Origin of the sequence: Salinivibrio sp. SS3 (assembly GCF_001722105.1) — a bacterium.
Taxonomy (GTDB): Bacteria; Pseudomonadota; Gammaproteobacteria; order Enterobacterales; family Vibrionaceae; genus Salinivibrio; species Salinivibrio kushneri.
Genome location: NZ_MEBQ01000045.1, coordinates 250,456 through 263,809, shown reverse-complemented (window position 1 = coordinate 263,809; position 13,354 = coordinate 250,456). Strand labels below are relative to the sequence as shown.

The window sequence follows — 13,354 nt, the reverse complement described above, 5'->3', positions numbered from 1 at the left end:
CAATAGGAAGTGTACCAATTTATTTACCATGTAATTATAAGTTTACAGTTAGATTGTCATAGAGTCTTAAACGGCCAACCGTTACTATAACCTATCCGTGATTTTTGTGTGGGTGGTTATGGCCTTGGTTCTTTCCCTCTTGCAGCAAATGAGCGTTTATCTGGTAATCGCCTATTTGCTGAGTAAAACGCCGGCGTTTATGCCGCTGCTGAGTATCTCTGGGCGGCTGTCGCATAAGGTCGTTTGTTACTTCCTCTTCTCTGGGTTTTGTATTCTCGGCACCTATTTTGGCCTAAGTATCCAAGATGCGATTGCCAATACTCGCGCTATCGGCGCAGTAATGGGCGGCTTACTGGGCGGGCCGGTCGTGGGCTTTTTGGTTGGGCTAACCGGTGGCTTGCATCGATATAGCTTAGGCGGTTTTACCGATCTCGCTTGCGCCATTTCTACCACTGCCGAAGGCTTGATTGGTGGCTTAATGCACCGCTACTTAGTATCTCGCAACCAAACCAGCCGTTTATTTTCCCCTACCGTGGTGTTGGGGGTGACTTTTGTCGCCGAGCTGGTGCAAATGGCGATTATTCTCGCGGTCGCTGAACCCTTTAGCCGCGCGTATGAGCTGGTTAGCGCGATTGCCGCCCCCATGGTGATTGCTAACTCTATTGGCGCCGCGATGTTTATGAGCATTATTGTCGACCGCAAAACCCTGTTCGAACGCTATTCAGCGGCGTTTTCCAGTAAGGCGCTAAAAATTGCTGAACGCTCGGTCGGTATTTTAAGTAGCGGCTTTAATCAGCAAAGCAGTGAACAGGTCGCCGCCATTATTCAACAAGAGACAGGGGTCGGCGCCGTTGCGATTACCGATCGCGAAAAAATCCTCGCCTTTACTGGTATTGGCGATGATCACCACCTGCCCGGCACACCCATTGCCTCAGATTACACCCGGCGCGCGATTGCCGATGATCAATTAATTTATATCGATGGCGCTGATACGCCCTACTGCTGTTCACTGTCGCCTTATTGTAAGCTCGGCTCCGTGCTGGTGATCCCGCTACGCGGCGGCGATGGTTATGTGCTAGGCACGGTGAAGCTTTATGAGCCGAAACGTAAGCTCTTTTCTGCCATTAATGTCACTATGGGCGAAGGGATCGCCCGATTGCTCTCCAACCAGATTTTGACCGGCCGTTATCAGCGCCAACAGAGTTTGCTCACCCAAGCTGAGTTAAACTTGTTACGCGCCCAAGTGAACCCGCACTTTTTGTTCAATGCCTTAAATACCATTAGTGCGGTGGTTAAGCGTGAGCCGGAACGTGCTCGCCAGTTAATCCAGCACTTATCCACCTTCTTTCGCAGTAACCTCAAGCAAAATCGCGAGACCGTCTCGCTTGAGCAAGAGTTGAATCATCTTGATGCGTACTTAGAACTGGAACATGCCCGCTTTGCCGACCGTATGCGTGTTGAAAAGCAGATTGATCCGGCTATCTTGCACGCGGTGATCCCCAGTTTTACCTTACAACCTTTGGTTGAGAACGCGGTGAAACATGGGATCAGTCAATTGATGGCAGACGGTAAAATTGTGATCCGTGGCTGGCAAGAAGGCGAATGCCTGTATTTACAAGTGGAAGACAATGCTGGACTTTATCAACCGGCGGCACAGCGCTCAGGACTTGGGATGCGGATTGTCGACAAGCGCGTGCGCGGTCTGTTTGGTGGCCAATATGCGCTAAAAATGACCTGTCAGCCCGATATGTGGACGCGGGCAACTGTCACTCTGCCCTTAACTTATCAAATGCCCAACAAGGAGAGACAGGGATGATAAAGGCACTGATTGTGGATGATGAGCTTCATGCACGTGAAGCCTTGGAAGATGAGCTACTCGCGCTTGGCGGCGTTGAGGTGGTTGGACAGTGCAACAATGCCATCGACGCACTAAAAACCATCAACCAAAGCCGCCCCGATGTGGTGTTTTTAGATATTCAGATGCCACGCGTGACCGGCTTAGAGCTCCTCGCGATGCTCGACCCCGACACCATGCCTAAAGTGGTTTTTGTCACCGCCTATGATGAATACGCGGTGCAAGCGTTCGAGGAGAATGCGTTCGACTATTTGCTCAAACCCGTCGAGACCGAGAGATTGAAAAAATCACTGGAAAAGCTCACCCGTGAGCTGAGCCAGAAACACGACTACCAAGTGATCACGCCCACATTGGATTTACTCCCTTGCGCCGGACATAACCGGATTACTCTGATCCCGCACCAAGAGGTTGAGGTCGCGCGTACCGCCTTAAGTGGCGTCGCCCTGCTCACCGCAAAAGGCGAATCGACCACGCACTTATCACTTAAGGTACTGGAAGACAAAACCCCCTTAATACGCTGTCACCGCCAATACTTGGTGCACCCGGCTGCTATCCGTGAAATCCAGTTGCTCGACAATGGCCTCGCCGAAGTGGTCACCACATCGGCGTATGTGGTGCCTGTGAGCCGCCGCTATCTCAAATCATTAAAAGATAAACTCGGGCTGTATCACTAACCCTGCTTACCGTGTGCTAGTAAAAAAGTCCATTGGCTTGGCTTTGAAAGTCGTTATAGCCGCGCTGCCACTCCATCCTAAAGCGCTGAGAGCCAGGGCGACTCTCACACACCCCCATATAGGGGTTGCCATCTAACCCTAGTTGGTAGGCATGCTTGGGATCGCAATAAGCATCAATACCCTGAATATAGCCTTGCTCGTAATCGAGATAGTTGGCATTGATGGTTTCGCCAGCCTCGGCGGCTAACGTCCGCAAATCGCGCAACGAGCGCTGAGGCAACCCGCGCTGACCATCTTGCTCGCCGAGTCCATACCAGTTCTGCTCATCGACCAAGCCTTGGGTGGTCGATGCGGCGCATCCGACCAAGAGTACACCAACCAACAATGCAAAAAACGTTTTTATCATGCTTAACCCTTCCCTGACATAAAAAAGCCCCAGCAAAAGCTGAGGCTTAGATCTTAGCGTATTTGCACAGATATTGCCGTAAGACCAATCATTTAGATAACCATCAATCGGCGCTAAGCGACGCGACTAGCCGGGTTGGCATGACAATCACTTCTCATCCGCGATCAGTTGTGGATTAGGCTTGTATCCCACAAAGAAAGCAATAGTGGCCGCAATGGTCGCCCCCACGCCAATCATGGTGGCGATATTCATCGGCAGGCTAAACCCGATTTCAGCATTGGCTAAGTACGTAACGGTCACGGCGGTCATAAACATCGCCGGAATCGTACATACCCAGTGCAGCTTATCACGTTTAATCAGGTAAGCCGCCGCGGCCCACAGCATGATCATCGCGGTGGTTTGGTTGGCCCAGCCGAAGTAACGCCAAATCACACCAAACTCCGCCTTGGTGATCAAAAAACCGATCACAAACATGGGGACCGCAATCATCAAGCGCTTCACCATCGGTTTTTGCTGAATTTTCAGAAAGTCGGCGATAATCAGACGCGCAGAGCGGAAAGCGGTGTCACCTGAGGTAATCGGCAGCACAATCACCCCCAAGACCGCCATAATGCCTCCGACGGTGCCAAGTAGTGAGGTGGAAACCTCATGCACCACCGCAGCCGGACCACCGTTGGCCAGCGTTTGATTAAGCGCCTCACTGGATTCATAGAAGCTCAAGCCCAGGCTGCACCAGATAAGCGCAATCACACCTTCACCGATCATCGCGCCATAAAAGATAAAACGCCCTGACTTCTCGTTTTGCATGCAGCGCGCCATCAATGGCGACTGGGTGGCGTGGAAGCCGGATACTGCTCCACAAGCGATAGTAATAAACAGCAATGGCCACAGTGGTAGGTCGGTTGGGTGGAAGTTAGTCGCAAAGTCTAGCCCTTGGCTGTAGAAGCTGTGATCGCTCACAGCCAAGCCGATAATCAAGCCCACCGACATAAAAACAAGCAAGGCACCAAACACGGGATAAAAACGGCCGATAATTTTATCAATAGGTACCACTGTCGCCAGCACATAATAGGCAAAGATAATCCCCACCCACATCGCCACGCTCATTTCTGACAGGCTACCTAACAACTTGGCGGGACCGAGTACAAATACCACGCCCACCAACATCAAGAGCAACACCGCAAAGAAGTTCATAAAATGTTTAGCGAAGTTACCCAGATGCTCACCGACCACAGAAGGCACGGAGGCCCCATTGGCGCGAACACTCAACATGCCCGAGAAGTAGTCATGCACGGCCCCCGCAAAAATGCAGCCAAATACAATCCATAACATGGCCACAGGACCGTACAAGGCACCGAGAATCGGGCCGAAGATGGGGCCTAATCCAGCAATATTTAAAAGCTGAATCAGGTAAATTTTTTTGTCCGACAGCGGCACATAATCCACGCCGTCGCTCATGCTCATGGCCGGTGTCGCTTTTTGCGGCTTAGGCCCAAAAATTTTGGTAATAAAGGTGCCGTAAGTGAAGTAGCCCACAATCAAGGTCACCACGCATAATAAAAACCAGGACATCACTGTTCTCCATGTCGTTAGCGGCTAAGCTGCCAGTCTTTTAGTAGGGTACAGATGCCATTTTGCCGACATAGCCGCCACATTCATCTGCTTTGTCGGTGAGTGGTCGCATGGCCGAGTAAACGGTTGTAAGCACGGTTGAGCGGTTGCGCGGTTGAGGACATTAAAAAAGCCCGTCCAAGTGGACGGGCTTTTTGAGCAATAAACGCCGAGGGCGATTACTTCTTGTTAAGACGCTCTTTGATTCGAGCTGACTTACCAGAACGCTCACGCAGGTAGTACAGTTTGGCACGACGTACTGCACCGCGACGTTTAACAGTAATGCTGTCGATAACTGGCGAATGGATTTGGAAAGTACGCTCTACACCTTCACCGCTTGATACTTTACGTACGGTAAATGCAGTGTGTAGACCACGGTTGCGCTTAGCGATAACCACACCTTCATATGGCTGCAGACGCTCACGGTTACCTTCTTTTACTTTAAGCTGTACCAGGACAGTGTCACCTGCTTGAAACTCAGGCAGGTCTTTTTTCATTTGCTCTTCTTCGAGCTGCTTGATGATGTTACTCATTGTTTATAACCCTAGAATAAACTGAAACTCAATTTGATTCGGCACTTGCACGGTGTTCTTTTATGAACTCGGCAAGTAGTGATTCCTGTTCGTCAGTCAGAGCTAGGTTTTCCAGGAGCTCTGGTCGTCGTAGCCAAGTGCGACCTAGCGATTGCTTTAATCGCCAGCGACGAATGTCCTTGTGATTGCCGGATTTTAGCACCTCTGGTACCCCCAACCCGTCTAACACTTCTGGACGTGTGTAGTGTGGACAGTCTAACAACCCGTTAGCAAAGGAGTCTTCCTCTGCTGACGCCATGTCGCCGAGTACACCCGGTACAAACCGAGCAACCGCGTCCACCAGCGTCATTGCGGGCAGCTCGCCCCCACTGAGCACAAAATCTCCCACTGACCATTCTTCGTCTACATGGGTTTGAATAATGCGCTCATCTACCCCTTCATACCGGCCGCAAATCAAAATAAGTTTGTCATTGCTAGCCAGTGATTCAACCCCCGCTTGGTCGAGCTTGCGCCCTTGCGGAGAGAGGTAAACCACTTTCGCTTTATCGCCTGCGGCATATTTGGCAGCGTGAATAGCATCGCGCAACGGCTCAACCATCATCAACATACCGGGGCCACCGCCGTAGGGTCGATCATCAACCGTGCGGTGTTTGTCGTGGGTGAAATCACGCGGATTCCACGTTTCGACGTTTAACAGCCCTTTTTTTACCGCTTGGCCCGTGACTCCAAAATCAGTGACCGCTCGGAACATTTCAGGAAACAGGCTAATAATGCCAACCCACATATTTCCGCTCGCTTACCGTTGGAGTTTAAAAACCAGGATCCCAGTCAACTTCGATCCGTTGAGCAGTGCGATCAATTGACTTGATAACCTGCTCTTCAAGGAACGGAATTAAGCGTTCCTTTTTGCCAAAAGCATCTTTGAGGTTGGCTTTGACGACAAGTACGTCGTTAGAGCCGGTTTCGAGCATGTCAGTCACCGTACCGAGGTGGTAGCCTTTTGCATTCACCACGTCCATGCCAAACAGCTCACGCCAATAAAACTCTTGATCTGACAAAGCAGGCAGCGACTCAGTTCCGACTGCAATCTCAGCATTGGTCAGCATCTGCGCATCTTCGCGCTGATCCAGCCCTTTGAGCTTGGCAACATACCCCTTGTTGTGGCGTTTCCAGTCTTCTAACTCAAAACGTTGCCACTCGCCACGCACCTGGATATACCAAGGTGAGTAGGCAAAAATGCTCTCAGCTTCTTCAGTGTAAGAAAAAATCTTGAGCCAGCCACGAATACCGTATGACGCGCCTAGCTTGCCAACCACGATAGTATCTTGCTCACTCATTTCTTCTTTTAACCCTGACACTGGAGACTTACGCTGCTTTCGCGGCGTCTTTGACTAGCTTAGCCACACGGTCAGAAACCGTTGCGCCTTCGCCAACCCAGTGGTTCACACGATCCAGGTCAAGGCGTAGTTTCTCTTCCTGGCCTTGAGCAACAGGGTTAAAGAAACCGATTTTCTCGATGAAGCGACCGTCGCGCGCCTGGCGGCTGTCAGCTACAACGATTTGATAAAATGGGCGTTTTTTCGCGCCATGACGTGCCAAACGAATGGTTACCATATCGTCCTCATTTGCATTACTTAATAAAATTGGCCCCGTTTCGCGTCAGCAATGCGGGGCCTCGTGCCAAAATAAAGCTCGGGAATTTTACTCTTTATTGCTGTGAATGCAACTGGTTTAGTCAAATTTCCACCAGTTGTCCCAAGCCTCACAGCGAGTTGATCTGCCTGCCAACACTGGGCTGACAGGCAAGTCCGCTATCTGATTAGCCCATGAATCCGCCAGGCCCACCTGGACCACCACCCGGAGGCATCATGCCTTTCATTTGGCGCATCATGTTGCGCATGCCGCCTTTTTGCATCTTCTTCATCATTTTCTGCATTTGGGTAAACTGCTTAAGCAAACGGTTCACGTCCTGCACTTGGGTACCTGAACCTGCAGCAATCCGCTTTTTACGCGACCCTTTGATGATTTCTGGACGCTGGCGCTCACGCGGTGTCATTGAGTTGATGATCGCTTCCATTTGCAAGAACATTTTGTCATCAACGTTATCTTTCACGTTGTCGGGCACATTCGACATCCCAGGCAGCTTATCCATCATGCCCATCATGCCACCCATGCCCTTCATCTGCTCAAGCTGATCACGAAAATCGGCCAAATCGAAGCCTTTTTTCTGCTTAAACTTCTTGGCCATTTTCTCGGCTTTGTCTTGATCGACATTACGCTCGAGATCTTCGATAAGCGACAGGACATCGCCCATCCCCAAGATACGGGATGCCACCCGGTCTGGATGGAAAGGCTCCAGTGCGTCGGTTTTTTCACCCACACCCAAAAATTTGATTGGCTTACCGGTAATATGGCGCACCGATAACGCCGCACCACCACGGGCATCACCATCGACTTTGGTCAACACGACACCGGTTAGTGCTAAAGCGTCGTTAAACGCTTTGGCTGTGTTCGCGGCGTCTTGACCTGTCATGGCGTCAACCACGAACAAGGTCTCAACTGGGTTGACCGCACTATGAACGTCTTTGATCTCGCCCATCATGGCGTCATCAACGTGCAAGCGGCCCGCGGTATCAACAATCACTACGTCGTAGAACTTCAACTTACCGTGATCAACCGCCGCTTTGGCAATATCAACAGGGTTTTGGTCGGCGCTCGATGGGAAGAAATCCACCCCGACTTCACCCGCCAAGGTTTCCAGCTGTTTAATCGCCGCAGGGCGATAAACGTCCGCTGACACCACCAAGACTTTCTTTTTTTCCTGCTCGGTAAGCATCTTACCCAGCTTGCCCACACTGGTGGTTTTACCCGCCCCTTGCAAGCCTGCCATCAAAATCACTGCGGGCGGCTGGGCCGCAAGATCTAATTTTTCATTGGCATCGCCCATCACCGCTTCCAGCTCGGCTTGGACAATTTTAATAAATTCCTGACCAGGGGTCAGGCTTTTAGACACTTCAATGCCAACGGCGCGTTCTTTGACGCGTTTGACAAAATCACGAACCACAGGGAGCGCGACATCGGCTTCCAGCAGCGCCATACGCACTTCGCGTAGGGTCTCTTTGATATTGTCTTCCGTTAACCGACCTCGGCCGCTCACATTTTTGAGCGTCCGGGATAAACGTTCTGATAAGTTTTCAAACATGCGTTACTCGCCCACTCGTCCTATTGGCCCATGATTTTTCATCTGGGTGCAATCGCTGTCGCGAAATTACTGAGATTATACCGCAATCCCCCCATCGCTTGCATGTATCGATAGCGACGAAGATTGAGGCAAGGTATACTCACACCTTCATTCTTATTGATTAACTGACTGATCGGTGACGATGGAAATTCTGACAGCCTTATTCGCATCAATGCTTTATCTGGCCGCCATTTTGCAGATCATCCCCGGCTTGTCCAGCAACAATCAAATTAGTGCGAAGCCGGTCTTTTTCACCGCCGTGGCTGCGCTGGCGCTGCATGCTTATTTGTTAAAAGACCTGATTTTATCCGGTTCAGGACAGAATCTTAGCATGCTCAACGTCGCCTCCTTGGTGAGTTTTATCATTGCGATGATGACCACAGGGCTAATTTTTCGATTGCGGCTGTGGTTCTTGCTCCCGGTGGTTTACGCCTTCGCTGGGCTAAACCTGGCGAGTGCGACCCTGCTGCCCGGTGCCTTTATTACCCATCTCGAATCGCACCCAGAAGTGCTGTTGCACATTTCTTTGGCGCTGTTCGCCTATTCAACCTTGATGATCGCCACGCTCTATGCGCTGCAACTGGCGTGGTTGGATTATCAACTCAAACACAAAAAACGCCAGGTCATTAATCACAATGTTCCTCCCTTAATGATGGTGGAGCGACAGCTTTTCAACATCATTTTGGTGGGTCAGGTTTTATTAACCTTCACTTTAATGACTGGGTTTATTTTTGTCGATGATATGTTCGCGCAAGGGAAAGCGCACAAAGCCTTCCTTTCAATGGCCGCTTGGGTCGTGTATGGCGTGCTCCTTTGGGGACATTATCAATCAGGCTGGCGTGGACGCCGGGTGGTCTGGTTTAGTATTGTGGGCGCCTTTCTACTCACTTTAGCCTATTTTGGCAGCCGTTTTGTCCGTGAGATCCTAATCGCGGGGTAAGACAGTGCGCGCATATGGCAAAGGGCAAACAGCCCCATAGGCGCGTGGCAGTAGTGTACACTCGAGCGTAGGCTCTGATCTTCAAACAAACGTAAGGAACAGTTCGTTGGACGACATATCGACGGGAATTTTAATTTCCCTTTTGGTATTGCTTATCGTCATTTCCGGTTATTTTTCCGGGTCTGAGACAGGCATGATGGCCATTAACCGCTATCGGTTACGCCACCTTTCTAAATCAGGCCATAGCGGCGCTAAGCGGGTCGAAAAACTGCTCACTCGGCCAGACCGATTGATTGGTCTTATCCTGATCGGCAATAACTTGGTCAATATTCTGGCCTCGTCGATCGCCACCGTTTTAGGTTTGCGCCTGTACGGTGATGCCGGTATTGCAATCGCCACCGGGGTACTAACCATGGTGATTTTGGTCTTCGCGGAGGTGACCCCTAAAACGCTCGCCGCCCTCTACCCGGAACGGGTCTCTTTTATCAGCAGCTTTGTGCTGACCATTCTGATGAAAGTGTTCTATCCGTTGGTCAGTTTGGTGAACTTCATAACCAATGGCTTTTTACGGATACTGGGGTTAGGCGCCAAGGCTGATGGCAAAGACAGCTTAAGTACCGAAGAACTGCGCACGATTGTTAATGAGGCCGGGAGTCTGATCCCGCGCCGCCACCAGCATATGCTATTGTCGATTCTTGAGTTAGAAGAAGTGACCGTGGATGACATTATGGTACCGCGTAATGAAATCACCGGGATTAATATCAATGATGACTGGAAGTCGATCATGCGCCAGTTCACGCATGCCCCGCATGGACGGATGGTACTCTATCGCGACACCATCGACGAAGTGGTTGGCATGCTGCGCGTGCGCAAAGCGTACCGCTTAATGGTTGAGAAAAACGAGTTTAATAAAGAAACACTGCTGCGCGCCGCCGACGAAGTGTACTTTATTCCGGAAGGCACACCACTGAATGTGCAGATGCTGAAATTCCAACGCAACAAGCAACGTATTGGTTTGGTCGTTGACGAGTATGGTGACATGATCGGTTTGGTGACCTTGGAAGATATACTTGAAGAGATCGTCGGTGAATTTACCACCTCATTGTCACCGAGCTTGGCAGAAGAAATTACGCCACTGACCGACGGTGGCTATCTGATTGAGGGCAGCGCCAATATTCGCGACTTGAATAAGAGCCTTAATTGGGCCCTACCAACCGATGGGCCGCGTACCCTCAATGGCCTTATCCTCGAGCACCTAGAAGATATTCCTAACAACCGCTTAAGTGTAGAGATTGATGGCCATCATATTGAAATTGTTGACGTTGCAGACAATATGATTAAGCAAGTTAAGGTATTACCGGCCAAGCAACCACAAGCGAGCGTAAACAGCTAGTTGAGCACCTTCGCATCAGCTATATCATGGCACTAGCACGCTGAAAAAGCCATGAGATGAACGCACAAAAAAGTGGGGCCTTCCCCACCTTTTTTGTGCTTGCCTCTTTTTAGGTCATCACCTGATCGCCCGTTACCACTGCCGTCATGAAGAGCTGTTTTCCGTAAAGGTGTAATGCCGTAATGCTTCAATAAAGCTAGCCTCTTTGATGGGTTTCACAATCACATAATCGGCACCCGCTTGATAAAAGGCCTCATGAACATGACCGTACGCATCTGCCGTGCACGCATAGATGGGGACGCGGAGCCCTAACGTATGACGAATCGCTTTGGTCGCATCAATGCCGCCAAGATTCGGCATATGGTTATCCATTAATACCAGATCATAGGGCGCTTGTTGGAGACGTTCGAGAGCCTGCTCCCCATCTTTCACCCAATCAACATCAATCTGGTATTTGTTGCAAAACGCTTGAGCCACCATGGCATTGATTTTATTGTCCTCGACCAGCAACACCCGCTCAATGCCCAAAGACGCCGGATCAAAGGGATCAGCCTCGACGGCTTGTGCGGGTTTAGCGTGTGTCACGGTCACAGGCACAGTGACCATAAAGCGACTCCCTTTTTCCGGCTCACTGGTCACATCAATCTCCCCCCCGAGCAAGTCGAGTAAGCTTTTCACGATAGATAAGCCCAAGCCACTGCCTCCGTATGTCCGCGTGACGCTGGAGTCGGCTTGTACAAAAGGGTCAAACAAGGATGCTAGCGCTTGTTGATTCATTCCCACGCCCGTGTCAGTGACCTCTATATGTAAGCTTGTTTGCTCACCCGACTCGACTAATTTGATGGTCATCCCCACCTTGCCGACATGGGTAAACTTCACCGCATTACTCATCAAGTTGAATAGGATTTGAGTCAGGCGTGATTGATCAGAGTACACCATGGTGTCACCCGCGACGGGGGCATCAATGGTCAATGCAATCTGTTTACTCTCACAAATCGGGGTATAGATATTCTCAACGGTACGAACCATATCTTGCAGATAAAAGTCGTCGTGCTCGATGGTCATCTTTCCTTGTTCAATTTTGGAAAGGTCAAGCACATCATTTAGCACAGTTAGTAAGTGCTCACCACTTTGATAGAGACTCCCTAAAAGATCTTTTTGCTCTTTTTCTTTTGCCTTATCACTCAATATTTGGGTAATCCCTAAGATACCATTGAGCGGCGTTCGAATTTCATGACTCATCTTAGCCAAGAACTCCGACTTAGCACGGGCAGAGGCTTCAGCCGCCTCTTTGGCTCGTTGACTTTGCTGCTCCGCTTCGATCAATGACGTGATTTCTTGACCCTGCCCAATCACCGCTTTCACTTGGTTGTCGACCATTAACGGCGCCAGATTCCAACGATACACTCGACGATCAATCTCTATGTTCACCCCTTTTAAAATCGTCCCGTTTAATGCGCGTTGTAGGTGAGGGGTAATCGCATACATAAACTGGTCGTAGAGCCAACTCGAGGCATGAATTTGCTCGTCATAGTTAAGCTTTAGTTTGGCCGCGGGGTTAATCCGTGTAATGTCAAAGTGGGTGTCCCAAACGATGATGGGTGACAAGGCATAATCAAACAGGTCTTGGAGTGAGCGCTCTTTTTCATACAAGGCATCAAACGTGGACTCCAAGGTTTTACCGATATGGTTAAACTCTTCAATATCCGATCCTGCAAAGGGCAAGGTGCGCTGTCGAGAGCGCGCGCCTTGGGTATAACGCATCAATTTTTCCAGTGAATCTGCGATGCGCGTTTGCACAAATCGATTAACCCAGATCGCTGCCACGATAATCACCATCGTGGTCAGCAGCAGGTTAATCCCCATTTGCCGCTGCAATGCCACCACATTGTCATTTTGCTGTGCCGACAGCAGCGTAATTTTTGAAGGCTCACCAGCAATGCGTAACTTGGCTTGGCTCACTAAATAGTGGCGAAATGCTTGACTCTCGCCTGGCGCGGGAAGCGTGAGATCGCGGCCAATATCATCGTTGCTGCTCAAGGTCGAGGCGAGAGTGACGTTATCGGCAGACAACCACACCGCTTGCGTACCACTGGCGCGCTGCAAACTTTTGACAAACGAGAAGTTGCCATTAAGCATCACCACCACATATAAGTAGCCCCCCAGCTTGCCGCTAGATTGAAACACAATCGGTGTGCGTCGCATTAACAGGTAGCTCTGCTCCATTTCTGTGGTGATGGTGGTTAACGCCCACCGATTAATCCCCCTTAACTGGAGGCGTAGCTGCTCTAACTGCTCACGATCAATACCATGAAAGAGGCTGCTACCGTCATGCCACAGCACACGGTCGTCTTTGGCGATAAAGCGAAAATCGGGGGTATTGGCCACGTCTTGCTGTTCTTGCTCGATAAAGTAATCATCTAAGGCAGCACTGTCTTCATTCGCCACCATTGATTGCAGTGTCATACTCGCGGCATTGGTATTTTGATGAATTTGCAACGAGGTCAAGCGACTATCAAACACATTTTGCAGCAGACGAGACGTCTGCGTCAGGGTACGGGTGATTTCTTGATTAATCCCCGCCAACGTCAGCTGATAACTCTGTATATACACCCCGGCCGTCACAAAGAGGAAGAAGACCACGATCAAACGGGTCAGTAATTGAGACAGTGACAGCTTCGGCGATCCCGATATGGCCATT

General features: G+C 50.3%; 12 protein-coding genes. 4 read left to right on the top strand and 8 right to left on the bottom strand.

The genetic code is table 11. The features are described 5' to 3' along the window. Nucleotides 1-118: 118 nt before the first annotated feature. Nucleotides 119-1,816, top strand: coding sequence for a sensor histidine kinase (locus BGL48_RS15535; protein ID WP_069363577.1), 1,698 nt, complete (start codon nucleotides 119-121; stop codon nucleotides 1,814-1,816). Continuing rightward, on the top strand, nucleotides 1,813-2,529 hold the full coding sequence (btsR, locus tag BGL48_RS15530) for a two-component system response regulator BtsR (protein WP_069363491.1): 717 nt from the start codon (nucleotides 1,813-1,815) through the stop codon (nucleotides 2,527-2,529). Before BGL48_RS15535 ends, btsR begins: the two co-directional genes overlap by 4 nt. Before the next feature lie 16 nt (nucleotides 2,530-2,545). Here btsR and BGL48_RS15525 read toward each other — a convergent pair whose 3' ends face one another. The 7 genes from BGL48_RS15525 to ffh form a co-directional block, all read right to left on the bottom strand. Further along, nucleotides 2,546-2,935 carry a DUF2799 domain-containing protein gene (locus BGL48_RS15525; RefSeq protein WP_069363490.1) on the bottom strand — a complete coding sequence of 130 codons (390 nt, stop codon included), beginning with the start codon at nucleotides 2,933-2,935 and terminating at the stop codon, nucleotides 2,546-2,548. Between the two features lie 147 nt (nucleotides 2,936-3,082). Then, nucleotides 3,083-4,507, bottom strand: coding sequence for a carbon starvation CstA family protein (locus BGL48_RS15520; protein WP_069363489.1), 1,425 nt, complete (start codon nucleotides 4,505-4,507; stop codon nucleotides 3,083-3,085). 218 nt (nucleotides 4,508-4,725) lie between these two features. Further along, complete coding sequence (gene rplS / locus BGL48_RS15515) at nucleotides 4,726-5,079, bottom strand: 50S ribosomal protein L19 (protein ID WP_046074125.1); 354 nt, start codon at nucleotides 5,077-5,079, stop codon at nucleotides 4,726-4,728. A 28-nt stretch (nucleotides 5,080-5,107) separates the two neighbouring features. Then, nucleotides 5,108-5,863 (bottom strand): tRNA (guanosine(37)-N1)-methyltransferase TrmD, encoded by a 756-nt coding sequence (trmD, locus tag BGL48_RS15510; protein ID WP_069363488.1) that lies wholly within the window; start codon nucleotides 5,861-5,863, stop codon nucleotides 5,108-5,110. Nucleotides 5,864-5,888: 25 nt separating this feature from the next. Then, a complete protein-coding gene (gene rimM / locus BGL48_RS15505) occupies nucleotides 5,889-6,416 on the bottom strand; it encodes a ribosome maturation factor RimM (RefSeq protein WP_069363487.1) in 528 nt (175 codons plus the stop codon). A gap of 28 nt (nucleotides 6,417-6,444) precedes the next feature. Then, nucleotides 6,445-6,693 (bottom strand): 30S ribosomal protein S16, encoded by a 249-nt coding sequence (gene rpsP / locus BGL48_RS15500; protein WP_069363486.1) that lies wholly within the window; start codon nucleotides 6,691-6,693, stop codon nucleotides 6,445-6,447. Between the two features lie 205 nt (nucleotides 6,694-6,898). After that, nucleotides 6,899-8,281 (bottom strand): signal recognition particle protein, encoded by a 1,383-nt coding sequence (gene ffh, locus BGL48_RS15495; protein WP_069363485.1) that lies wholly within the window; start codon nucleotides 8,279-8,281, stop codon nucleotides 6,899-6,901. A gap of 181 nt (nucleotides 8,282-8,462) precedes the next feature. Here ffh and BGL48_RS15490 point away from each other — a divergent pair, with 181 nt between their 5' ends. Together BGL48_RS15490 and BGL48_RS15485 are read left to right on the top strand one after the other, a co-directional pair. Then, entirely contained in the window at nucleotides 8,463-9,260 is a 798-nt protein-coding gene (locus BGL48_RS15490; RefSeq protein WP_069363484.1) for a cytochrome C assembly family protein, read from the top strand. A gap of 106 nt (nucleotides 9,261-9,366) precedes the next feature. Continuing rightward, a complete protein-coding gene (locus BGL48_RS15485; protein ID WP_069363483.1) occupies nucleotides 9,367-10,653 on the top strand; it encodes an HlyC/CorC family transporter in 1,287 nt (428 codons plus the stop codon). 144 nt (nucleotides 10,654-10,797) lie between these two features. Here the strand turns inward: BGL48_RS15485 and BGL48_RS15480 are convergent, their stop codons facing one another. Continuing rightward, a complete protein-coding gene (locus BGL48_RS15480) occupies nucleotides 10,798-13,353 on the bottom strand; it encodes a LuxQ periplasmic sensor domain-containing protein (protein WP_069363482.1) in 2,556 nt (851 codons plus the stop codon). Nucleotide 13,354: the final 1 nt, after the last annotated feature.